This is a genomic window from Pirellulales bacterium, assembly GCA_035546535.1.
In the GTDB taxonomy this organism is placed as follows: domain Bacteria; phylum Planctomycetota; class Planctomycetia; order Pirellulales; family JACPPG01; genus JACPPG01.
This window is the reverse complement of record DASZWQ010000148.1, coordinates 13867-37786: the sequence shown is the minus strand read 5'-3', so window position 1 is coordinate 37786 and position 23920 is coordinate 13867. Positions and strand designations below refer to the sequence as shown.

Genomic DNA, 23920 nt, shown 5'->3' with positions numbered 1-23920 from the left:
GGTGGGGGGGTCAAGCGGCCACGGCGGCCTCGCAATTACGCAAGTCGCTATCTGGGAAAGCATTGGGTTCTCTAGTCACGGCGGGCCTGTCGTTTTCGCGGTACACAGAGGTCGATAGTGGTTCCCTTTCTGACTACGAAACCGCCGGAGGCCGCGATGCGTCCGCGCGGTAGAATCCGAGCATGTTTGAGCGTCCCAAGAATCCGCCGCGATCTCGCGTCATTCGCGCGTGTTGGCTCGTAGTGGATGTTCTGACGTTCCTCGTAACGGACGGCCTTTTGTGCCGGTGGCCATCGCGCCGGAAGTAAGCATGGTCCAGAGACCATCTGCCACGGCGGCCTAATCAATTCGCGCTGAATTCCGGTGGGAACCCTGCGCGCGATGCCGACCGACCGCCGGACAAGAGTCCGAGCAAGCGTTCGGCGCGGGCGTGGACGTTACGCTCGGTCAATAGCTCGACCTTCGAGTCCAGATCCATGTCGAGGGTGTAGGCAATGATGTCGGTCAGCACGCCCAGGTCGATGCCGCTGTGCATGAGCTGCGCGAGCGGTCCCTGGGCTTCTTTGTTGTCGGGCAACCTGGTGCGGAACTGTGCGAGCAGTTTCTGCCGTAGCGATTCTACGGCCGCCGCGGGGGCGGGCGGGTGTTCGTCGTCGAGCAGCCTGGCCGGTGCGCTGCGATAGGATGTCGTGGCAGGCAACTCTGTTCCCAATTGCACGCGGGCCAGGCCGGCCAAGAGCAGGTTATGGCGTCCGTCGGGCAATCGCACGTGCGTCGCGATCTGCCCCAGGCAGGCCACGGGATGGATCGGCGGCCGGCCTTCGTAGTTCTTTTCCCAACCTGGCGCGAGCACGGCCATCGCGATCAGGCGGTCGTCGGCCAGCGCCGCTTCGAGCAGGTCGCAATAGCGCGGCTCGAAAATGTGCAGCGGCTGCAGCACGTGCGGGAACATCACCAGATTGGGGAGCGGAAACAACCGCGCCACGCCCGAAAAGGAGCCGGAGTCGAACTTCAGGTTCTCAAGCGGAGGCATGATTAATTCATCGAGCGCGTAATTCGCGGCCGTGCGCCGGTCAAAAGCCCCAATTCCAAGTAAGCGCAATCCCCATAAGCGCGCAACCCCGCTAGGAAAGCTTAGCTTTGTCACGGCGCGGGTGCCGGGTCCAAATGGATCTCGGGGATCTCGTCCGGCACGATTTCCACCTGGGGAAAGGCCTCTTCGCTGTTGATGATGTCGGCAAAGCAACTTTGCATTTGCGCAAAGAACTTATCCAGGTCGATTCCTTCGTGCCGCGGACGGTAGGGCTCGAGATAGCCGAGACTGGTGTAGTACAGCTTTTTCGCGCCGCGAATGTTGCCGTTACCAAAATGGTGCAGAGCCACGGCCGCCTGGATCAGGCCTTGATAGAATTTGCGCGACGGGCCCTGGTATTCGGCCCACAATTCTTCCCAGGCTTCGTGACTTTCAAAAAACTCGCAATCGTTAAACAGCTCGATGCCGCGCAGATAGAGCGGGTCGTATTCGGCCGTCGCCATGACGGAACTGCCTTCGCGAAGATGGAAATGCCGCGAGTTTCGCGGGATCAACTGCGATTATAGCGGCGGTAAAGACGCACGACTATGAGGTGCGCCGCGGCGTAGATTTATTGCTTTGGTCGGACGATCTGGTCGCGCGGCGCTCAACTGCTTGACAGGATTTGCCGTGGCTTCAAAAATCAGTGCCGGCGCGTCGAGTTTCTGTTCGCGGGAAAGATCACGGGAAACGGGGTGACAATCGGCCGATTGCTTTGTCGGCCGGTCCCGTCTTGGCACGCATGGCAAGTACCGATACAGCCCGGACCCATGCGATGCGCGTGGCGCGCAAGCTGGCGCAGCTCTATCCCGATGCGGAGTGCGCGCTGGTCCATGAGTCTCCTCTCGAACTCTTGATCGCCACGATTCTCTCGGCGCAATGCACCGATGCCCGGGTGAATATCGTCACCAAGGAATTGTTCCAGAAATATCGCTCGGCCGAAGATTTCGCGCGGGCCCCCTTGCCCCAATTGGAAAAGGGCGTGAAGACCACCGGCTTCTTCCGCAACAAGGCCAAGAACATCAAGGCCTGCTGCCAACAACTCGTCGACAAGCACGGCGGCGAAGTACCGCGCGACATGGAAAGCCTGGTCGTCTTGCCGGGCGTCGGTCGCAAAACGGCCAATGTCGTGCTGGGGACCGCCTTCGGTATCCCCTCGGGCGTGGTGGTCGACACGCACGTCTCGCGGTTGAGCAACCGGATGGGACTGACCGAGAGCAAAGACCCGATCAAAATCGAGCAGGACCTGATGCGCGAGCTGCCGGCCAAGGAATGGATCGCCTTCAGCCACCGCATGATCCAGCACGGCCGGCGCGTCTGCATGGCGCGATCACCGCAGTGCGAAACGTGTGCGCTCGCGGATATCTGTCCGCGCATCGGCGTCGAGGAGCGTGCGACTTCGAAAAAAGGGGCTGCGAAGGTTCCCAAGCCTGGCGGCGAGAAGCAGAAGAAGGCGGTAGCGAAGGGCGGGACGAAGGTAGCTTCGGCTCCGAAATTCACCGCGAAAACGAAAAAGGCGGGGCGTCAACCGCGGAAAGCGGTTAAGGCAATGTGAACAACGGTAGCCGGGCTCTGTGAGCCGCGGCTCCGATAGATGACCGAGGGTGGAACACAGGGCTCGTAGAGCCCGGCTACAGAAGAGAAGAGAGCGGGACCGACAACGAACAGGGAGTGGCAGCGGTTCGGGACTTAAACTTCACGCGGCCAGGAAAGCGAGCGACCACGAATGATTCTCTCCGGCAATGAAATCCGCGAGCAGCTTGGCAGCAATATCGTGATCGATCCGTTCGATCCCGCGCGGCTCAACCCGAACAGCTACAACTTGTCGCTGCACGACGAGCTGCTGGTTTACGAAGAAGTCGTGCTCGACATGCTCAAGCCGAACCGCGTGCGCCGGATCACGATTCCGCCGCAAGGGCTCGTCCTGAATCCGCACCAGCTTTATCTGGGGCGAACCGTCGAGCGAACCGAAACGCACAACCTGGTGCCGATGATCGAAGGGCGTTCGTCGATCGGCCGGCTAGGACTGTTCGTACACGTCACGGCCGGCTTCGGCGACGTCGGTTTTTGTGGCTTTTGGACGTTGGAGATGTTTGCCGTGCAGCCGGTGCGTGTCTACCCCGGCGTGCCGATTTGCCAGATCTTCTACCACCAGATCGCCGGCAGCTACACGGAATACGACAGCGACAAATATCAGCACAACCACGACATCCAGCCCAGCATGCTCTTCAAGGAACTGAACCCAGACTCGACCAACGACCCGCAACTGCAGTTGGCCTTTGGGATGGAGCGGGTGGTGAACTGAGTTGGCCGCGACGCACGTGATTAAGCAGGCGCGCACCGAGCCCAATCGCGGCCAGCAAGATCAGACAACTTGCTGACGGCTCCGGGACGGCCGCCGCATTGGCGCTCGTCCCCTGTAGCCAGTTCGACGAGATCAGTGCCAGGTCCTGGGCGTTAACGATGCCGTCTCCGTTCACATCGCCCGTTACGCCGGTGCCGCTAGCCAGCCAGTTGCTCGTGACGAGCGCCAGGTCCTGCGAGTTGACGATGTTGTCGTGGTTCAGGTCTCCGGTCAGCGAAACGTGATTGAGCGCGGGATTCACGTCCAAGACCATCGTGGCGGTGCCGCTGGCCGGGTTGCGAAAGTCGAAATAGGCGTGGTTCAAATATCCGTCAGGTCCGCCCAAGAGCGTACCCAGCCAGCCGCTGGTCAGAAAATCCATGCCGAAGATGCCGGCGATGCTAGGGTCGATGTCATAAACGCCGACCTGCAAATCGGTCCACGTGAGATTTACTCCTTCGGTCGTCTTCACGGCCAATGATGCCACGTCGACCACCGGTACCGTGACCGTGCCAGCGATGCCGCTGAGGTCGAGTGAATCCGTCGCTTTCGACGGATCGATGCCCAGGGCCGCGGCGGTGGCCGTCGAAATAATCGAAATCTGTGCGCCGGTATCGACGATGAATTGCGCGTTCAGCGTGTGACCGCCATTGGCGACCACGACCGGCGCTGTGGACAGTGGCGCGGTTGTCGGCACCGGGCCGCCCGGATGCGTCGGGGTGGGCGGGAAACTCTGTAACGTCAGGGGTACGTGATACTGGGCCGCTGCCACCGGCGGGGCCGTGTTCAGAAAGCTGGTCTTCAGCGTGTCGAAATTTCCGCCCGACCAACCCGACATATCGATATCGATGGTGCGACCCATCATGGCCGGAGTGCCCACCACCCCGTCGAAACCGAGATCGGCGTCCGGATTCGACAAAAGCTGCGTGTTGGGCAAGGCGATCGGCACGCCGTCGTCGCCGGCGAAGTTGAATTCGTAGGGCTTCGAGACGTCCATCGTGGCGGTGCCGCCGATGCCGACGTCGTCGAACTGGCCGACGGTCTGGTAATTGGACGACTGCAACTCGCCGTAGGCATTTCCGCCGATGAGGATATCGTTGGCGCCCGTATCGAGCAGAAAACTGTTCGAGAACTCAGGCCCGAGGTTCTGCTGCGTCGTGGGATCGACGACCGCCACGCTCACGCGCGGCTGATCGAGCGCGATCCCGTCGTCGGGGCCGAGCGTGAGCGTCCCGGCAGCTTGTATGTGCGTTGCCGCGAGCAGGAAGAAGGCGATGAGCGCAAAGAGCAAGCCGGAGTACGGCCGCGGAAGACGGCGGCGCATGGAACCACGCTTTCCCGTTGGAAGGCTGGCGGGCTAGCCTTCCAAGTTGCGATTACCCCCGAACGTAACGCGGCTCTCGCCGCGCCTGGCTTGCAGGATTGTACCGGGATGGTGCGCGGCTGCCTACCGATAGGCGCGGTTGCTCGGTGGTCAATCTTTGGCCGGTAGCGCGAGCGGCGCGTAGTACGGCTTGTCGCCCAGTCCGCGGACCTTGGTCAGCCAATTGCCGAGTGCTTCTTTGGGCGTGTACGACCACTGCTGGCGGTGATAATTCCAACTGTCGGGATTGAGCTGCTGTGCCTCTTTGAAATGTTTGTCGGCGAGGGCCGGCTCGTCGTGCTCTTGAAAATAGGTGGCCAGCTTGAAGTGGGCGTCGGCGAGCGTCTCGTCGGCCGATCGCCCCGCGAGCTTTTCGCGCATCTGCTCGGGCTGTAGCACATATTTGCTCTTCGCGCCGTGGGCGACCCAATCGCGCAGACCCGCTACGTAGTCCGAACCGTTTACCTTGATGGACATAAGCGCCACGTCGCGTGAATAGGCAACCTCGCCCGGACGTACAATCTGTCCCTGCTCGTCGATCCAGACGCCCGTCGGCACGTTCACCATATGATAAAGCGAGCTGACGACATGATCGCGATCGATGAGCGTCGTGTAGGTGGCCTTCGCTTTGTCGTACCACTCGCCTGCCGCGGCCTCGCCGGCGGTGTCCTCGGCGACGGCGATGATGTGAAAATTCTTGTCACGCAGCTCTTCATACAGTGTTTGCCAACCGGCCAGGTCGAGCTTGCAGCCGCACCAGGAAGCCCAGGTCACGAGGAATACCTTCTTGCCCCGAGAATCGGACAGATGCACGATCTTGCCCGAGCGGTCGGGCAGGGCGAAATCCGGAGCCGCGCCGCTGGCGGCATCCGCGGCGCGCACGGCGGGAACTTCGCCAAAGCTGAACACGCCCTGCTCGGTCTCGGCGACAACCGGTTCGCGCAGCGTGCGGGCGAGCTTGGAAAGGTTAAACAGCGTTGTACCATCGGCCTGGCGGACGAAGCCCGCCGCCGGGCTACGATCGATAGGAATGCAGACGCCGCCGCAGCAAGCGCCTTCCGGCTTCAGCTCGAAACGAATTGCCTGCTTCAGTTCCTCGGGCGTTACCCAAAGGTCGCCATCCATCACTTGCGCTTGCTTCAACGCTGCCGTGCCGCCGGGCGTGAGAACCGTGATCGTGTCGCCCCTAGCGGCGCCGTGAAACATGGCCAACGCGGCGAGCAATCGGATCGAGACGCGTGCCAGGCGGAAGGGGGTCATGGTTATGTGCTCCACGAGTGAGAGGCGTCGACAGCGCGATGGCTTAGGACTGGAATCTGCCCGAGTAGTACGAACGAGTGGCCGCCGGGGATTCATCCGGCGCACCGATCATAGTGCAGGCGGCCGCGCAATGATATCGGCGGTGGGTGATAGCCGCGGCAGGGGATAAAGCCGGGCGATGACCTGGCTTGACCGCTTGGCGCCGGCCAACAGGCGAGGAAGGAAGCGTCGATTTCGACGTGCATATAGCGTCGAAAAGAGGCTAGCGAAGAAGTCTTGCGATTTGCGCCCACTCGCGGCCACGCCGAAGCTCAGGGCCTAGTGGTGGCCGAGCTCGTGAAGATCATGCGATGCCGCAGGTCGCGCGGCCTACTTTCGCAGAATCAACTTGCCGCTGCGCGTAATGTTCAGTCGGTACAGCTCGGTGCCGTGCCGAATGACGATCTCCCGGTCGCCTTTCATCAGGTCCGTGGAGTTGATTTCGCGCGGCATGGCGGGGTGCGCGGGCGACGGAGGCGGGGTGTTCTGTTGAGAATCGGTCATCATGAAGTACCTGACGGATCGCGAAGCGAAAACAGGGCCACTTGGCCGCGAGTGTCTGCCAATCCGACGTGGGGTCGGTGCATCAACCGCGGCGCGCGTGGCACTGTCCGAATGGCTGCCCAAGGGAGGAGACGTTGGCGAGTCGAGAACGTCGTTGTCGATCATGGTTGTCACCGAATAAGGAACGGGTTGCGGACTCAAGGGGCACGGGCCGGGGATTTGGACTTCAGTTCAAAGCTTGCCTGATACGGTGGGGTACCGCCGTCGGCGGGCGGCACGACGAAACGCAGTGTCGAGTTGTGCGAAAACTCCGGTGGCAATACGCGTCGGGGCGCCCCTTTCGACGAGGTGCCCCGCCGAGGGTGGAGCGGCGGGTTGTCGATCACTTCAACGCGATATTCACCCGGTAAGAGCCCCTCCTGGGCGGGCAGCACGTATTGACCGTCGACGATCGCCGCGCCGGTCTTGGCGCGGCCACGGTCGAGAGGAACGAACATGATGGCTGCCTCGTTGACTGGTTTGCCGTCAATCGTTACGCGCCCTTCGACCCCGGCCGGCGCGGGCGCGCAGCCGGGCACGCACGCGATCGTCACCGTCAGGCACGCCAACATCGCGCGTCGCACGCACCTCGCTTGGTTAAAATTCTGCGACCGCTTGCCCATCATTCCGCTTTGCCAGGTAATTCAGCGTGTCGGGAAAGGTGTACTTCTGCACGAAATGCACCGAGCCATCGACCATCAGCATGTTTACTCCGCCAATGTGATCGCTGCGGAACGTGTTCAACTCGTAGAACGTGCCGGGCGCGACGATGTGGTCGGCGTCAAAGACGCCACTTGTTGTCGCGGTGCTCGAAAACGGATAGCCGCTGCCCCAGGCGTTGGCTCCGCCGTAGGGGAAATTCGTGATCCCAAAGTTCAACTCGCCCGCCAGAAACGTGTGAGTGCTGCCATCCTGGCTGACAACGATCTGCAGCGACGTGGATTGCCGGCCCATGTCCACGATCGCGCCGTTGTCATACTCGGGGTCCGTTTCGTTGGCGAAATGCCCAAAGGCGCTGCCGGTACACACGGCGTAGCTGCCCCAGCCGGGGAAAAAACCTTCGGAATCGGGAGGCACGATCATCGTCGGGCAGGTGAAGACCGGGAGCGGAACATTGATCAGTGCAGCGTTGTTCGCGTAAGAGGGTGGCTTTGTGAAGTCGTATGGCGCGAAGCGTGCCGTCTGCTCGAGGTAGGGCAGTAGCTGCACGAAAGCGCTTGCCCCCTGCCCATCCAGGTTCGGAAGTGCAAGCACGCTCACGCCCTCGACATAGCAAGTGACCGGGAAATGCCCCTTGGCCTGGTCGAACATGTGCACGGCGAGGCCGATTTGTTTGAGATTGTTGACGCATTGCGAGCGGCGCGCAGCTTCGCGCGCCGATTGCACGGCTGGCAGCAGAATCGCCACCAGGATGCCGATGATGGCGATCACGACCAACAGCTCGACAAGCGTGAAGGCCTGCCGCCTTGGACCTCGCGAACTTCCGTCGCGCTCGGACATGAATCTTCTCCCCTCGATGTCGTCGAAGGACTGCCATTTGTGCGGGCCGGCAACACGCGGACTGATGCCTGGTGCGGTCTGCACAGCAGGAGTGGGCACCAAGGAGCCGCCGGCTCGAAGAGACGATTCCGGAACATGGCGTGCGAGCGAAGGGCGGGCTAGCTATTGAGACTGTGTCTCAATCCGGTCCGTTGATGATACTCGGATCGGCCGCTTCGTCAAGAATCTCGAACAAGAAAGGTGGAATTCCGCCCATCGATTCACGGACTATGCCGGCTGGATTGGTGGAAAATCGCTTGACAACAATCTTGGTTCGCCTACAATCGCGACCATCTGAGACGCAGTATCAATAACGATCTGTGTCCAGCCTCAGAGCGGCCCGCCAGCTATTTTTCGCCCGCCCGCCTCTCTCCATGCGGTGGTCCCAGGGATCCTCCGCGGGGCATGAATAGCGCGATTGGTTTAGATCGCCGGGCGCGGGTGGGTGAGTCTTCGGCTCGCTTAGTTCCTGCTGCGAACCACGGCGATATTTTCGCGCCGTGTTCGGCCCGTGCGAGATCAACCCGCGGCCAACAAAAACGTGTTCTTCCGAGCAGCTCGCCAGCCTTTGCCCGCTAGCCACTCGACCGGTCTGAAGTCCGGAATGTGGTGTCTCTAACGACAAGCGGGGAGTAACGCTAATGCAAAGCACGTAGTGCCTGTGTTGTGTGTGTTATTTGGCTAGCGATCAAATCAATTGCTACTTGGAAGGACAGCTAAGTCATGAAGCGAGTGTTTGCGTCGAAGGTATTGTGCGTCGTGTCGCTTTTCGGAACATTTCTAACCACGAGCCAAACGGCTCAAGCAGGGGCGCTGCACACGCCGGTTCTGCCGGCTTGGGGGCGTCCCGCGAATAATGCGGCGGCCTCGGCGGCCGCAACGACCTATCAGGAGTGGAATGCCCTGGCCTCGGCCGGAGTGCCTACGTCGGCCAGCCCCCAGACGGCCCCAACGTTGGTCAATCCCAACGCCGGCGGCAGTACGCAGCCCGTGTTTTATGACGACGGCTACCCGGCCGATGGTGCGTTTCCAGCGGGCACCGATATCTATTCGTTCAGCGGCGTGCTCAACCCTGTCGTAACCATTCCGGGCTACGACATCAGCGGCAATCAGTTGAAGGTACAAGTCGAAGTGCAATCGTTCGGCAGTCTGATCGACGCGAGCGACCTCACGGCCTCCTACACCGACCCGCTGGGCAATGCCCATTCGATCTTGGTGAGCACATTGCCGTCGTTCGTGAGCTTCGAGGCCTACAATGATGGCGGATCCAACAACGGCTTCGGCACGGCGTACACCGTCGACAACCTGTGGTTGTTCACCTTGCCGCAGGATACCGCAAACTTGACTTTGAGCTGGGGCTGGGGCGTCACGTCGGCGGCCATCCAGGCCGTGTCGGTCGACACGCACTCAGTGCCTGAGCCGTCGACGATCGTGCTCGGACTCATGGCCGCGGCAGCGGTGCTGTGGGGTAAAACACGTCGTCGTGGCGGTGCACGTTCGTAGTCGATCTCCGCAGGATTTACGGGACAGACCAAGGATGAAATGCCCAACTTGCATACGGCCGATGGCGGACGCCGCGGAGGCGACGTTCTGCCATCACGTCGTGCCCGGGCTGGCAGATCAACGTTAGGGGCCAGCCCGGCACGACTTTTTATTCCAAGAGAATCGTGCGGTCCGTGCTTTGCAACGAAACACAGGCAACGAAACGGGAAGTTACGAGTCATTCGCACGCGGCCGGAAAGCGGTGCGTGCCTGAGGATCTGACACCACGCAACAGGATGCGTGCGAAGTTTTAATCATTAATGCGGCCGTGTGCCGCGAGGAAGACGATCGTGCTGCCACAACGTAAAGCGTCAATCGTTTCGACCGGTGCAGTGTGGTGTGTCCTGGTACTTGGCACGACGTGCGTCGCGCGAGCGCATTTCGTGTTCCTCGTGCCGGATTCTTCCGGGACCAAAGCCGCCGTCGTACTGAGCGAAGATCTAGAGCCCGACGCCGAGATCGAAATGGTGCTGGCGGGCAAGCCTCGATTGAAGGTGCGCGATGCGGCCGGCAAGGAAACGGAACTAACGCTAAGCAAGACAGCCGACGATACGGCCGCGATCGAGTTACCCGGCGAAGGACTGCGCGTCGTCTATGGCACGGCCGATTTGGGCCTTATGCAACGCGGCGAAGGGCCGGCATTTCGACTGGTCTACCATCCGAAGGCGATCGTCGGCGATGCGTTCGATGCTCGCGTCGGCCTGGGCGATCGGGTGCCCGTGGAACTCGTACCCGTCGGCTCGGCGGGAGCAGTCGCCTTTCGCGTCGTGGCCGGCGGCAAGCCTGTGGCACAAGCCGAAGTGAATCTCGTGCTCCCCGATGGCGAGCGCACGAAGGTCACCACGGGCGAGAACGGACAGACAAAAACGTTTGCCGCTCCCGGACGATACGCGGCCTGGACGCGCCACTTCGAACCGAAGGGGGGAGAAGTCGACGGCAAGCCTTACCAGTCCACTCGTCATTACGCCACGCTGGTTGCCGATGTCGGTCAGGCGAATCCCGCGCACGGCTACGCCGATATGCCGGTGGCGGCTTCGAGCTTTGGCGCCGTCGGCAGTGACGGATGGTTGTATGTCTACGGCGGTCACATCGCCCGCGTACATACCTATTCGACCGAGGCCGTGTCGAAGCGTTTCGCGCGATTGAAGCTTTCCGACGGTCGCACGTGGGAAGAATTGCCCAGCGGTCCTGGCTTGCAAGGAATGAACCTGGCTGCTTGGGATGGCAAGATCTACCGCGTTGGTGGCATGCAGCCGCGCAACAAGCCGGGCGATCCGACGGACAATTACTCAATCGCGGACGTTGAGCGCTTCGATCCGGCCGTGGGCAAGTGGCAATCGCTGCCATCTTTGCCGGTACCGCGTTCGTCGCACGATGTGGCCGTGGTCGACGGCAAGCTATACGTCATCGGTGGTTGGAATATGCGCGGCGAAGATGGAGAGGATTGGCTCGACAAAGCGTTGGTGCTTGATCTGAAGGCCGACGCGCCCACATGGCAAGAGATCGATCAGCCATTCCAGCGTCGCGCATTGATCGTCACCGTGCACGACGGCAAGATCTTCGTCATCGGTGGTTTCAACGAGGATAATGTGCCGGAGCGGCGCGTCGACGTTTACGACCCCGCACAGAAGACATGGTCGACGGTGGCCGAGTTGCCGGGGCAGGATCACAACGGCTTCGCTCCGGCGGCCTGCACGCTGGGCGGTCGTGTGTATGCCAGCGTCGCCGATGGTTCGCTCTTGCGGCTCGACACGGCGGGAAAAAAGTGGGACCTGGTCACGAAGCTCCAGCCGCGGATTGTTCACCGCCTGATCCCGCACGGTGCACAATTGTTACTCGTCGGCGGAGCACGAGGCGGCGATAACCTGGCCTCGATCGAGGCCGTCACGATCGACAAAGCGACCGGCAAGATCGCGAGCATCAATCGTGACTAGGTTCGGCAGGCTGATTCCCTGCAGTTCTTTTGCGGACAACTCGTATTTTAGATCATCGACGGTTTTATTCCGCCTCGGTTCGTCCACCTTTCGCGAACAAACTCCACAGCTTGATGCTACTGTCGTCGCTCGCCGACGCCAGCCTGCGGCCATCGGGCGAGAACGCGAGAGAACGAACCAAGGCGGAGTGCCCAGTGAGGACTGCGATCTTCTTAGAACTTTTCACGTCCCACAACACGATGATTCCGTTGTGGCAGCCTTGCGCAAAAACCCCGCCGTCCGGGCTGAAGGCGACACTATACGTCATATCGTTGGGGTTATTGGTTCCGGCAGAGTCCGCACGGTCTGGCTTGAATTTCACGGTATTCGTGCCGCTAGCGATGTCCCACAACATGCCGCCCCCCTCCATCCAGCATCCGGCACCTAACGTCTTCCCGTCTGGGCTGAAGGCCACTGAATAGACGCTATTTCCCTTGCCAACGGCCTTGAAAGTCGCTGCGTTCGTACGGCTGTTTATATCCCACAGCTTGATCGTTCCCTGACTGCTACCTGACGCAAGAGTCTTCCCGTCTGGGCTAACCGCGAGGGCATAAATCCTGTCGCTGGGATCGGCCTTGAGCGTCGCTGTAACCGCGCCACTGCCCGCATCCCAGAATCGGATGACATTGTCCTCACTGCCAGTCACCAAGGTCTTACCATCGTTGCTGAAGACCACGCAGTAGATACCCGCGATTCCGGCGAGCCAAGGTTTGTCGCGCCCGTTATACTTGGCCGTGTTCTGGCCGTTGGTCGTGTCCCACAGCCGGATCATTCCGGCGGTCATGGAGCCGTTATTTCCCGAGGCGACGGTCTTGCCGTCGGGGCTATACGCGAACGACTTGATGAGGATCGTTTCGTTCGGCTGCGCCTTGGGCGAAACGAATATCGCAGTATTCTTGCGTGACGCCACGTCCCACAGCTTGATCGTTCCGTCACCCCAAGAGGCCGCTAGCGTATTTCCATCCGGACTGAACCGCACGGCGTAGATGTTTCCGGCATACTCATTGTTCGCCTCCCTTTGTGGTTGATCTCCGGCGGATAACGTCGATATCAGGACTGGTGCCGATGGTGTTCGCGGCTCGGGTTCGGGCTTCACTGGTGGATCGGCTTGAACAATTGACGTACCGGCGATCAATATCGCAAGGAACAGGAATGTCGTGCTGACCGCGGCGGCAGACCAACGATTTGCGCGAATCGTAATACGTCTCCTTCGGTCTAGAAGGCCAGCAACGCGATCTTCCAGGCTCCAGCGATACGAAAACAGACCGAGCGCCGCGCGCTGCGGGGACGTGTCCACTAGTAGCTGAGATACGTCCAATAGCGTGCGCGCATATCGCGGCGCATTACTACAACGGAGGACGTAGTTGTCGCATAGCTCCTCTCTCGCCCGAGCCAATTCTCGATTCATCAAGTACACGAGCGGATGGAACCAGTACACGATCGTTGCCACGCGCTGAAGGAGGGCGACGACATGGTGCAGGCAAACCGCGTGAGCACACTCGTGGATAAGAATGTCGGCCAGTTCTGGCTTGGGAAGAGAGCGGAGCGTATCTTCCGGTAGAATCACCAGCGGCCGAATCAATCCCACCATCATCGGCCGGTCCAAGCCGACGGATGTTGCCATCTGCGGGAGCCGGGTAGTTCCCACGGCTTCGCGAACCTGATGCATTACTTGCGCCATCGATTCGCAGGCGAGTGGACGAACTTCGCGCCGCAAAGCAGCAATCAAATACAGTCCATGACACCAGCGCGCCAAATGGAAAACCATTCCAGTTAGCCAGATCAAGACAACGAATCCCACACACGCCCGGAGGTTATCCGGAAATGAGTCAGCGATCCGGCTCTCGACTGGTGCGACCTGCTCGAGGTTCTGGGCCTTCAATTCAACAGGAGGTGCCACGCGTACCTGCTGCTGCGTCGGTATCGCCAGGGCGGACGATTCCGGTGCGCTGTCCGATGAGCCCCGGACATGCATCGCCGGTGCAGGAGTTCGCAACGTCAGAAGGGCAATGCCGCTGGTTTGCACGACCCACGTTAATATCGGACTGGCCAACACGCAGAGGAGCGCAACGAAATAGATGTTGTGACGCCAGGCCGCGTTCCTTTGATCGCTGACGCGCGCAAGGAGCCAAGCCGCGAGGATCACCGCGGTTACTTGAACCAGCGTGTTGAGGGCAAGAATCAGCCAGCCGTCGCCAGGATACATGCGTAAGAGCGCGGTCATTGCTTTTCCTCCCGCATCTCAGTTTCCGCTGCTTCGAGCATCGCCTTGATGCGTTCGACTTCGTCCGCTGACAAACGGCCGCCTTCCAATAGGGTGAGCACGAGTCCTTCGGCCGAGCCCTGAAACGCTGCGTCTACGAGCCGATGGATGATCTGTGGCAAGACCTTTTTCCGCGGACGCGTTGCGGAGTACAGAAAAGTCCCTCCGACAACCCGATGACGCAACCATCCCTTTTCTTCGAGGCGCGTCACCATCGTGGAGACCGTATTTCGGGAAATGGGCCGGCGTTCGGCCAGGGCCTTCCAGATCTGACCGACGGTCGCCGTGCCGTGATCCCAGACAATATTGACAATGTCTAACTGGGCGTCGGACAGGGGCGGCAGTTCCAGCTTTGACATTTGATACCTCATTCGAGTCTGTGCCTACAGTTGTCGTTATATCTACATTTGTAGGCGCGTCAAGCGAACGAGTTACCGTTTCTTTGCGCCGGCAACGACGGATCGCCGACCGCCGCCCGGAGGGAGAGCAATTGTCCAGCCGCGGATCGAGCATCGTCTGATCCCGCACGGCGCGCAGCTTGCTCGTCGGCGGCGCCCGCGGAGGCGATAACCTGGCCTCGATCGAGGCCGTGACGATCGACAAAGCGACCGGCAAGATCGTCGAAATGGCACGGCGCGATGGCACGCCCGCCGGCGAAGAATAGGTTGCAACAAGCCGATGCAAAGTCAGCCGGACTTTTCGATCCGGTAGAGGTGGGTGTCGGTGCGCAGGTAGATTGCGCGACCGGCCACGGCGAGCGAAGCCAGCGTGCGGCCCGGCAGGTTATTCGTGGCGAGCCGCTCGAATTTGGCCCCCGGCGCGATGACCGAAGTCGCGCCGATTTCATTCAGAAAGTAGATGCGTCCGTCGGCGAAAATCGGCGAAGCGGAAAAATCGCCCCCCAGTCGTTCGCGCCACTGCTGCTTGCCGCTCCGGGCGTCGACGCAACTGGCGACGCCGTTATCGCTGACGTAGTACAGCAGGTCATCGACGAGTAGGGGCGAAGCGCTGTGGGGCGCCGCCTGGCCGTTGTGCCAGACTACATGCGTGTCGGCGACGTCGCCGCGCCCGCCCGGGCGGATCGCCCAAACTTCAGGTTTGAAGTAACCGCCGGCGATGAAAACCAGGCCGAGTCCGGCAACGGGACGCGGGATCTGCGCGAAGTTCTCTTGCGCGACCCACCACAGTTCCTGACCCGTCGTGGGATCGAGCGACACGATGCGATCGGCCTGGTGGCTGACGAGCTCGGCGCCCGTGTCGGTTTTGATCACCAGCGGGGTTGACTCGGCATTGCGTCCTTCGAAGGCCTGTTTCCAGCGTGGCGCGCCGGTCCGCTTGTCGAGCGCGATCATGTAGCGCGTGTCCGTGCCCAGGCAGGGGACGATAAGCACATCGTCGAAGAGCACAGGGGAACTCGAAGGGCCGTAGGCTTGCTGATGGGGCAGAGCAGTTTGCCAGAGGATCTTCCCCTCGTCCGACAGGCAAGCCGTGGCATACGGTCCGAAGTGTACATAGACCCGATCCCCCTCGAGGAGCGGCGTCGGCGACGCAAGTGTGTTCTTGTCGTGGGCGGGGCCCTTGTTCGGCAGGTTGGCCACGACAACGTCACGATCGATCGCGCCGGTTGCGCGGTCGAGACGCAGGGCTCGCAACGTCTTGCCATCCTCGTCAGCGGCGGTGAGCCAGATTTGCTCGCCGCTTATGACGGGTGAGGACCAGCCGCGCCCGGGCAGCGACGCTTTCCAAGCAATGTTTTCGGTCTCGCTCCAGGTGACTGGCAATCCAATGGCCGGCGAATGGCCTTGCCCGCCGGGTCCGCGAAACTCGGGCCATGCGGCGTCGCGTTTGTCGTCACGGGGCGCGCTGACGGGCGGTTTCAGGTCATCCGCGCCGACCAGCGAGACCGGTACGAGCGCTTGCACGGCGAACGCACTGATCAGGCCGGCGCGGACCAGAAAGCGGAAGTTCATTCGTACCTCCTGAAGCAATTTACTCTGGCAGTTCCGTTGCGTTATCCAAACAAGGCATTGATCGGTCGACCGAGCGCCACGGCATGCGGACGGCCCAATGGGTCTACGAGTTGCGTCTCGGGCGGAATGCCGAGCGCCTGATAAATCGTCGCGGCGATATCCTCGGGCGTCACCGCGTCGGATCGTGGATAGGCCGCGTGCGCATCGGACGATCCGTAGATGGCGCCGGCGTGAATGCCGCCGCCTGCCATGAGCACCGTATAGCAGTGCGGCCAATGGTCGCGACCGCGCGCATCGGCGCCGGCACCACTCGTGATCTGGCCTAATTTCGGGGTGCGGCCAAACTCGCCCATCGCCACGACCAGCGTGCTATCGAGCAAGCCTCGCTCGGCGAGATCGGCCAACAGGGCGGCGAACGCGCGATCGGCATAGGGCAGCAGAGACTTTTTCAGCAGCGGAAAATGTTGCCGATGGGTGTCCCACGCCTGATCGAAGCGCCGACCGGTACATACCGTCACGAGCGGCACGCCCGACTCGATCAAACGCCGCGCGAGCAACATACACTGCCCGAGGTGCGGCAGGCCGCCAAATTTGCGCGCCTCGACCGAACGATCCTCGCGATCGGGCAAGCCGTAGCGCTCGCGCACCCGGGCTGGTTCTTGCTCAAGGTCGAACGCGCGGCGCGTCGCCGAAGTCGATAAGAGGTCGATCGCTCTTTCGTAGTGCGTCGCGAAATCGGCGAGCGCTGGATCGGTCGCGACAGCCGGCATGCGCCGATCGAGCAGTGCGCGCAAGGCACGCCGGTCGACCAGTCTTTCCGCGGTCATATCCGCGGCCAATGCCAACTCCGGGGCGCTACGGCCGGCGACGCTTGGATCGCCGGTGACGAACGGGTCGAATTCGGCGCCGAGAAAGCCCGCCCGCTGGCCCGGAAGATCGTAGCCGTTATTGGACATCACTTCGGGCACTTGCACGGCGGTTGGTAAATCGCGATCGGACGGACGCAATCGCGCCAGCACCGCGCCGTACGGAGGAAAGTTGTCAGGCTCGTCGCGGACGATCAGCCGGCCCGTACGCAACGGTTCGCGCCCCGTCAGGGCGTAGTACGCCCCGGCGTTATGATCCACGATCGTGTGATGCACCGAGCGCACGAGCGCCACGTGATGCATCTGCTGCGCCAACAGGGGCAAATGCTCGCACACGTGCGTGCCCGGGACGCTGGTGGCGATCGGCCGGAACTCGCCGCGCACTTCGGCCGGGGCCGTGGGCTTCATGTCCCACAGGTCCTGATGGGCGGGTCCTCCCTCGAGGAAGAACAGGATGCAACTGCGGGCCTTGGGCGCCGCGCCCCTCGCGCCAGCAAGCGCGCGCCCGGACAATAGCTGGGGCAGTTGTAAACCCACGAGACCCAGCGAGCCGGCCTGCACCATCCAGTCACGGCGATTGCAGACGTTTGCCGACACGCTTGACTCCTAGCCGAAGCCCCTGCTTTACCAGGACGTTTGAACCGGAACTACTTCTTCCAGACGGGGTCCAGATCGTCGGAATATTGTTTGCGGACGCCGTTGTCAGTCAGGATGTCTTCCGTAGCATCGAGCATTTCCTGTCGACGGAAGACGAGCGTCTCGACCTCGGTCTCGGCAAATTTGAATTCCAGAAACTCGTCCTTGCTGTCATGCACGAGCTCAACGAGGTGAGCCAGGTTCTTGATCGGTACGTTGTTCACTTTCGACACCACGCGCAGCGCCGGCGAATCGTAACCCTTCGTCAGGCGATGCGAGAAAAACGGCGCGGGTACCATGACGAGTTCTTCGCCTTCGAAGGCCGGCTGGTCATTGATCCGCGTGATCAGCGGACTCTTCTTGCTCGACATAAAGGCCAGATAGCGCTGATCGCTGAAGATGCTGGCGGCCAATTCGGCGCTCGCCGTAGTAAAGACCATCGGGCCGAGGATGAAGTAGCTGGGATACGCACCATCCAAGCGTGGAATGGCGCGCGGACGGCGGGGCGTCACAGGCACATCGATGGAACGTGCTTCGCCGTCGCGCAGTATCTTCAAGGTCACCAGGCCGTCGTGCGCGAGCTTCGGCACGTAGTAGGTGAACAATACCTGTAGATCATCACCCAGGCGCACGTTGCCGCTGCGGTCGAGCACGTGCTCGCCGATCTGCGTGACGACGTCGCGCTCGTGCAGCGGAAAATCGGCGTCCGCGTGACGCGACCTGGTGATCATGCAGCCGCCGGTCTCCTTGGGCAGCTTCAGCGAAGCGCGCAGAGCGTCGTTTTCCGTGGTCTGAAATTCCTCCCACAACTGGGCCTTGCCGTCGTAATGTCCGTCGGCGATGTCCGCCAGGAAGGTGCGCACCTCTTCGGCCGGAATGAGGTAGCCGATGTTGTCGGCCGTGCTCAGGCCGCTGAAGGCCACGCCGATCACGCGCCCGTCGGAAATCGCCGGACCTCCGCTGTTGCCGGGATTAAGGGCAGCGTCGATCTGGATGCGCAAGCCCGCCACGCCAAAGTAGTAGCTGGTGTACTCGACGCGAGAGGAGATGCCCTCGGTCACGCTCATCTGGTCGCCGCCGACCGGGAAGCCGTAAACATTGACCGGTGCTTTGACGCGTGGCAGTCCTTCATCGAGTGCCAGGGCTGGCCGATCCTTGAAGAACGTTTCGTCCTCGACGCTGAGCACGGCCAGGTCGATCGTCGACGACACCGCGATTACCTTGGCTTGGAATTTCTCCGACGACTGATACGGCTGAACGTAGATCTGGCTGGGATAGCTGACGACGTGGGCGTTGGTGATGATCCGCTTGCCGTCGATGACGAAGCCCGTGCCCGACATCTCGCGCGGGGACGCCTTACTCCAGGGACGAACAAAATCTGGAAGTCGCTGCGTGGTGTGAATCTTCACGACCGACGGGCGAATCGCATCCTGGTCGGCCTGGGCAGCGGGCGCGGCGATCGTAAATGTCGCGATGACGCATGCCAGCCGGGACCAAAACGCGCCGCGAAACCAGGGGAGCTGACAGGCGTGGAATCGCGTCATTGGCAAGAGCTTCTCGCAGAGGGGGCGGTATCGGTCAACGCATAGCCGTCATTCTCGGCGAGGGGCCGAATCGATGCAACCGAGACCACGAGAAGCGATTGCGGCGCCGTTGCCGCGTGGCGAACACTATTCCTCGCCAGGCCGGTACGTTTTCACCAATTGCGCTCGGATTTCAGCATCGGTAAAGGCAGCCGGCTTCAAGCGATTGGCCGAGAAAAGCGGCGCCTGGTCGGCGAAGTACGGCGACTCGGGAACGTCGCTCTGGCTATATGCGACATTCGTGAAAGCCCGTGGCGGGTCGCTGAATTCGACGGCGAACACGAAGCTGTCGCCGCTGTTGGCCACCATTTTGCGGTCACGATCGGCTTTGAATTCCAGCACGCGGAAGCAGCCGGTGAGGCTCGGTCCGCCGCTGGCAGGCAGATCGACTTTGCCTTTGCGAATGCGATGCGCTTCGCCCCAGGTGACGTCGAGCGTCCCGAACGCAGTCAGTGTGTCGTCGACGGCGGTGAGAAACGCCCTCACGGCGCGCGGCTCGTCCGCCAGGCCGCGGGGCGTGCTTAACGGCTCGGCGGCATTCCAGGGAGTAGCGAACGTCTCGCGCGTCTTGTCGTAGTAGCGATCCCACCAGGCGGCGAAGAGCGTGCCACCCCGGCTGTTGGCTGCCACCGTATTGTCCCACGCGTGCAGCACGGCCAGCCCTGTTTCGACGTCGGCCGACGCGCCCGTTGCACGCACCGCCGCGATCAGATCCTCTTTCACGCGATCAGCTAGAAGCATCCGCGGACTGTGTTTCAAGCGGATCACGTCGTCGAGCGACAGCTTCTGGTCGTGATCGATCAAGCGCAGGCTGTGCTGCGTGCGCAGGCTGAGGTCGTTCGCTCCGAAATGGGCGGGAAAATTCGCCGGATCCAAGGCGGCGCGCAGATTGGTCAGGTACGGCGGCGAGTTGCAGTTCTGCACGTAGCCCCCCTCCGGATTCAACAGCTGTGGCAGTTCGGCGGTCGTATGGATGCGCGTCCACACGTCGGCCGTACGTGCTGCGTGGACCGGCTGTTCGCGATGCGCGGCGTGCGGCAGGTCGGGCACGGTGCCGTTCCAGAGATAGAAGATGTTGCCGGCGTGATCGGCGTAGCAAATATTGAACATCGGCAGCAGGTTCATCTCGATGGCCTGGCGGAACTCGGCCAGATCCTTGGTTTGCGTCATGCGCAGCCATTGTTCGTAGGGGCGAAGATTTTCGTACGTCGCATTGCGCAGGATATAGGCTTTCGTATCCGTTCGATGCACGACCGGGCCGAGCGGCGCGTGCCAGAAAGTGCGCTTGCGAAGCGTCAGGTCGTCACCGCTGCGGATCGCAACCGTCACCTGCTCGCTCTCCAGCGGCACCGAACCGCCGTCAAACAGGTAATGGTCCGGACGCGCGGGATCGAGATCGACCTCGTAGATTTCTTCCAGGTCGGGCGCGTTGACGGTGTGCGACCACCCCAAGTGCTCGTTCCAGCCGCTGGTGAGGATGGGACGACCAATGAACGTCGAGCCATAGAAATTCATCCGCCCCGGCACGATCAGGTGCGCTTCGTAGTAAGTCGAAACAGGTTGCCAGGGCTGATGCGGGTTGCCCATCAGCATCGCATGGCCCGACTGGCTGCGACTGGGAGCCAAAGCCCACATGTTCGAGCCCATCATCGTGTCGTCAGGCTGATCGTGATACAGGGTGGTCTTGACTCCCTGATCGCGCAGAAAATCCTTGAGAATGTTGTTGCGGTTGAAGGCGAATCGCATCACACCGGCCACACCGTAGGCGGCCATGTCGTGCTCATTGACTTCGGGAATCCACGCAGGCAACCCGTCGCGATGCAGCGCCACGTAATAGTTCAACCCCGATGCGAAACCGGCCAGCATGTCGCGATAGTCGCGTGACAGCGTGTGATACGATTCGACCGCGCGGGAGTAGACGCGGAACTGGCGATTGAAAAAATCGGACTCGATGTTCTTGCCGTCGTCGCCCGGTCCGAAGGTTTCGGCCAATTTGCCGCGCACGCCCAAAATGCCGCGCATGATGTTCAGCAAGTGATCTTCGCCCTGGCAGTAGCCGAAGCCGAAGGCGGCGGCCGCCAGCGATTCGCCGGTGATGTGCGGCACCCCGTATTGGGTGCGACGGATTTCCACCTGTTTGGCGAGCGCCGGGGGCTCAGCAGCCGCGGCCCCGTCCGGCGCGATGGCAGCAGCGCCGCAGCTCCAAAGGAGAAGTACCGCGATGGTCGAAGGGTGAAATCTTGCCATGGCCGACAGTTCTGCTTTTCATCGAGACATGCGAAGCGATCGCGAATACCGCACTGTTTCGCAGCTTATCCACCGCACACGGCGACTTCAAACATTTGTGCAGCGTCTGCAGCCGGGCTCTGTGAGCCCGGTGATCAAGTTTCGCCCCTTTCGGGGCTCACAGAGCCCGGCTGCCGAAAGACTCGCGGCGCGGCGACGGCTGTTGCCACGACGTCAGCAACCGCAGAGAATAACCGCCAGCCGTTCGTGCCGCGTCTTGCCCGCCTGTCGCACATATTTCCGCGAGGTATTTCCCATGCGTACTTCGAGCGCGGTTCTTCGATTCGTGATCTCGACGGGCGCCGTCGCGCTTGTGGTGGCCATCGGTTTCGATTCTGGTATTCGGAAAGCCGTGGCCGAGGAGCCGATCGCCGTCGATGGCGGCAAGATCAAAGGCAGCACCGACGAACAGGGCGTCCGCAGCTACAAGGGCATTCCCTTCGCGGCTCCGCCGGTGGGCGCGCGGCGCTGGCAGCCCCCGCAGGCAGTCATTCCCTGGGAAGGCACGCGCGACGCCACGAAATTCGGCGCCACTTGTCCGCAGTTGCCTTACCCGGAAGGCTCGATGTATCGGCAGGCGCCGCAACCGCAGAGCGAGGACTGCCTGTTCTTGAATGTGTGGAGTGCCGCAAAGACCGCCAACGAAAAGCGGCCGGTCCTGGTGTGGATTCACGGTGGCGCGCTGACGCGTGGATCGGGCTCGATCCCGCCCTACGACGGCACATCGCTCGCGCGACAGGGGGCCGTGGTCGTAACGCTCAACTATCGGCTCGGCCCTTTCGGCTTCTTGGCGCTGCCTTCGTTAAGCAAGGAGTCGGACCATGGGTCTTCCGGCAACTACGGGATGCTCGACCAGATTGCGGCTCTTGAATGGGTGAAACGCAACATCGCGCGGTTCGGCGGCGACCCCGGCCGGGTGACGATCTTTGGCGAGTCAGCCGGCTCGTGGAGCGTCTGCTACCTGGTGGCCTCGCCGCTGGCCAAGGGGTTATTCCATGGCGCCATCGGGCAGAGCGGTGGCGCCTTCGCCCCGATGAACTTTTTGAGCGAGGAACGCCATGGCGTGCCGGCAGCCGAAACGATCGGCGCACGACTGGCGCGCGAGCTGGGCTGCGAAGACGCTGCGGACCAGGCGGCCGCGCTCCGCGCCAAGTCGCCTGATGAGCTGCTGGCGGCCGCCGAGAAGACGGGTTTGCGCATTCGTCCAAACGTCGACGGTTGGGTATTGCCCGAGGACGTGTATTCGATTTTCGCCGCCGGGAAGCAGAACAACGTGCCGGTGATTGTGGGCTCGACGGCCGACGAAGGGACGACGCTCTTTGCAGCGCAGGTGCCCAAGACCAAAGATGCGTACGTAGCGGCCGCACGGGCCAAGTACGGCGACCTGGCCGACGAGTATCTCGCCATCTATCCGGCCGAATCCGACGAACAAGTGCGCGATGCATTCCTGGCCGGCATGCGCGACGAATGGTTCACCTGGGAGATGCGCACCTGGGCGCGGTTCACCGAGCGCGCAGGGAGCAAAGCCTATCAGTATTTCTTTTCGCACGTGCCCCCTTCGCCGCAAAAAGCGACCGTCGGGGCCTACCACGCGGCCGAGATTCTGTATGTGTTCAACAACCTGTCGAAAATCGACTGGCCGTACGGCGACGTCGACCGCCAGTTGGCCGCCGACGTCTCGGGGGCATGGGTGCGCTTTGCCACGACCGGCGATCCGAACGGGGGCACGCTCGCGGGCTGGGCGCCTTACGATGCTGCATCGCAGGCCTACATCGATTTCGGCGACACGGTCAAGTCGGGCCACGCCCTGCTCGATGCGCAATGCAATTTCTTCGACAAATACTACGCCGCGAAGCGCGAGAAGCCATAATCGCGATGGTGTGGCAACTACGGCCTAGAGTTGTGGAGCGGTGTCAACGTCGCACCGAATAAGTATATTCTCGAACTGCCGACGAGGTGCCAACATGCTGCCACTGGCCGACGCCGTTCAAATCCGCGAGTTTTCCGGCTATTTCGTCGGCTGGTGGACGCTGTCGTTCATCAACGCCGGCCTGGCGCAATCGAAAAACCGTAACGGGCTCTTCTGGTGGCTCGTGTCCGTGCCGCTGGGACCGGTCGCCACGTTCCTCATCGTGGCACTGCTGGACAAGAATTACGTCGGCCGCGTCGACTGAGGCAGGCAGGATGTAGTCGGCGGATCACCGTACGAACGACTGGCTTCTCGAAAGCCACTCGATTGGGTTGCTCACGCTCCGGCGCGGGAAGATTCTCGCCGATTCCCGTACGGAAACGGTTTGGCGCGCCAATTGCATTCCCTCCTCGACGCCCGGAAAACGCCGCACGATTTCGTGATTGCGACCCGATCGGGGATCAACACGCACCAGCACGGGAGGAAACGATCATGTCGCGTACGTCACCGCAGGGCCGTCACGCATCGCAAAACGTCAAGCAGGCTTGCCGCCGCATGCAAACCGGGTGGTCGACGTCGGAGCGAAATCGCCGCCAGACGGTGGCCTGCCGTCGGCAACAAGCCTTATGGCAATTGCTCACACGTACCGATCCCGCCGCGACAGGCGAACCCGAAATCCTGGCGATCGGCGCCCCCACGATTGCCGACCTGGTGCGTTTCGCCGGCTAAATC

The 23920-nt window shown here is 61.7% G+C and carries 22 protein-coding genes; 9 read left to right on the top strand and 13 right to left on the bottom strand.

The features are described from left to right. Positions 1-343 precede the first annotated feature (343 nt). The gene (locus VHD36_17625) at positions 344-1033 is read right to left on the bottom strand and encodes an LON peptidase substrate-binding domain-containing protein (protein ID HVU89149.1); all 690 of its coding nucleotides are present in this window, start codon (positions 1031-1033) and stop codon (positions 344-346) included. Positions 1034-1143: 110 nt separating this feature from the next. Beyond that, a complete protein-coding gene (locus VHD36_17620; protein HVU89148.1) occupies positions 1144-1536 on the bottom strand; it encodes a DUF309 domain-containing protein in 393 nt (130 codons plus the stop codon). 311 nt (positions 1537-1847) lie between these two features. Between VHD36_17620 and nth the strand changes: the two genes are divergently transcribed. Together nth and dcd are read left to right on the top strand one after the other, a co-directional pair. Then, positions 1848-2627, top strand: coding sequence for an endonuclease III (nth, locus tag VHD36_17615; GenBank protein ID HVU89147.1), 780 nt, complete (start codon positions 1848-1850; stop codon positions 2625-2627). A gap of 171 nt (positions 2628-2798) precedes the next feature. Further along, positions 2799-3377, top strand: coding sequence for a dCTP deaminase (gene dcd / locus VHD36_17610; GenBank protein ID HVU89146.1), 579 nt, complete (start codon positions 2799-2801; stop codon positions 3375-3377). On the opposite strand, the gene VHD36_17605 is transcribed toward dcd, so the two are convergent. From VHD36_17605 to VHD36_17595, 3 genes are all read right to left on the bottom strand, one after another. Further along, complete coding sequence (locus tag VHD36_17605) at positions 3301-4740, bottom strand: aspartyl protease family protein (GenBank protein ID HVU89145.1); 1440 nt, start codon at positions 4738-4740, stop codon at positions 3301-3303. The genes dcd and VHD36_17605 overlap by 77 nt on opposite strands. A gap of 150 nt (positions 4741-4890) precedes the next feature. Further along, entirely contained in the window at positions 4891-6039 is a 1149-nt protein-coding gene (locus VHD36_17600; protein ID HVU89144.1) for a redoxin domain-containing protein, read from the bottom strand. A gap of 369 nt (positions 6040-6408) precedes the next feature. Next, the gene (locus VHD36_17595) at positions 6409-6585 is read right to left on the bottom strand and encodes a hemin uptake protein HemP (GenBank protein HVU89143.1); all 177 of its coding nucleotides are present in this window, start codon (positions 6583-6585) and stop codon (positions 6409-6411) included. Here VHD36_17595 and VHD36_17590 point away from each other — a divergent pair. Continuing rightward, on the top strand, positions 6584-6763 hold the full coding sequence (locus VHD36_17590; GenBank protein HVU89142.1) for a hypothetical protein: 180 nt from the start codon (positions 6584-6586) through the stop codon (positions 6761-6763). The two genes, VHD36_17595 and VHD36_17590, sit on opposite strands and share 2 nt — an antisense overlap. Before the next feature lie 16 nt (positions 6764-6779). On the opposite strand, the gene VHD36_17585 is transcribed toward VHD36_17590, so the two are convergent. Then, positions 6780-7079, bottom strand: coding sequence for a hypothetical protein (locus VHD36_17585; GenBank protein ID HVU89141.1), 300 nt, complete (start codon positions 7077-7079; stop codon positions 6780-6782). A gap of 139 nt (positions 7080-7218) precedes the next feature. Then, positions 7219-8121 (bottom strand): DUF1559 domain-containing protein, encoded by a 903-nt coding sequence (locus VHD36_17580; GenBank protein ID HVU89140.1) that lies wholly within the window; start codon positions 8119-8121, stop codon positions 7219-7221. Positions 8122-8883: 762 nt separating this feature from the next. Here VHD36_17580 and VHD36_17575 point away from each other — a divergent pair. Continuing rightward, complete coding sequence (locus tag VHD36_17575) at positions 8884-9663, top strand: PEP-CTERM sorting domain-containing protein (protein HVU89139.1); 780 nt, start codon at positions 8884-8886, stop codon at positions 9661-9663. Between the two features lie 329 nt (positions 9664-9992). Beyond that, complete coding sequence (locus VHD36_17570; GenBank protein ID HVU89138.1) at positions 9993-11636, top strand: kelch repeat-containing protein; 1644 nt, start codon at positions 9993-9995, stop codon at positions 11634-11636. A gap of 64 nt (positions 11637-11700) precedes the next feature. Here VHD36_17570 and VHD36_17565 read toward each other — a convergent pair whose 3' ends face one another. Next, complete coding sequence (locus tag VHD36_17565; protein HVU89137.1) at positions 11701-13899, bottom strand: M56 family metallopeptidase; 2199 nt, start codon at positions 13897-13899, stop codon at positions 11701-11703. Then, a complete protein-coding gene (locus VHD36_17560) occupies positions 13896-14297 on the bottom strand; it encodes a BlaI/MecI/CopY family transcriptional regulator (GenBank protein ID HVU89136.1) in 402 nt (133 codons plus the stop codon). Before VHD36_17560 ends, VHD36_17565 begins: the two co-directional genes overlap by 4 nt. A gap of 179 nt (positions 14298-14476) precedes the next feature. Between VHD36_17560 and VHD36_17555 the strand changes: the two genes are divergently transcribed. Then, on the top strand, positions 14477-14602 hold the full coding sequence (locus VHD36_17555) for a hypothetical protein (GenBank protein HVU89135.1): 126 nt from the start codon (positions 14477-14479) through the stop codon (positions 14600-14602). A gap of 22 nt (positions 14603-14624) precedes the next feature. On the opposite strand, the gene VHD36_17550 is transcribed toward VHD36_17555, so the two are convergent. The 4 genes from VHD36_17550 to VHD36_17535 all read right to left on the bottom strand — a co-directional run bounded on the left by VHD36_17550 (position 14625) and on the right by VHD36_17535 (position 21240). Further along, a complete protein-coding gene (locus VHD36_17550) occupies positions 14625-15908 on the bottom strand; it encodes a PQQ-binding-like beta-propeller repeat protein (GenBank protein HVU89134.1) in 1284 nt (427 codons plus the stop codon). A gap of 41 nt (positions 15909-15949) precedes the next feature. After that, the gene (locus VHD36_17545) at positions 15950-17371 is read right to left on the bottom strand and encodes a DUF1501 domain-containing protein (GenBank protein ID HVU89133.1); all 1422 of its coding nucleotides are present in this window, start codon (positions 17369-17371) and stop codon (positions 15950-15952) included. A gap of 50 nt (positions 17372-17421) precedes the next feature. Then, positions 17422-18954 carry a trypsin-like peptidase domain-containing protein gene (locus tag VHD36_17540; GenBank protein ID HVU89132.1) on the bottom strand — a complete coding sequence of 511 codons (1533 nt, stop codon included), beginning with the start codon at positions 18952-18954 and terminating at the stop codon, positions 17422-17424. 126 nt (positions 18955-19080) lie between these two features. Further along, positions 19081-21240 carry a penicillin acylase family protein gene (locus VHD36_17535; protein ID HVU89131.1) on the bottom strand — a complete coding sequence of 720 codons (2160 nt, stop codon included), beginning with the start codon at positions 21238-21240 and terminating at the stop codon, positions 19081-19083. A 295-nt stretch (positions 21241-21535) separates the two neighbouring features. On the opposite strand from VHD36_17535, the gene VHD36_17530 reads away from it, so the two are divergent. From VHD36_17530 to VHD36_17520, 3 genes are all read left to right on the top strand, one after another. After that, complete coding sequence (locus VHD36_17530) at positions 21536-23149, top strand: carboxylesterase/lipase family protein (protein HVU89130.1); 1614 nt, start codon at positions 21536-21538, stop codon at positions 23147-23149. Between the two features lie 94 nt (positions 23150-23243). Further along, positions 23244-23453: a hypothetical protein gene (locus VHD36_17525; GenBank protein ID HVU89129.1), complete on the top strand. Its 210-nt coding sequence runs from the start codon at positions 23244-23246 to the stop codon at positions 23451-23453. Positions 23454-23680: 227 nt separating this feature from the next. Further along, on the top strand, positions 23681-23917 hold the full coding sequence (locus tag VHD36_17520) for a hypothetical protein (GenBank protein ID HVU89128.1): 237 nt from the start codon (positions 23681-23683) through the stop codon (positions 23915-23917). Positions 23918-23920: the final 3 nt, after the last annotated feature.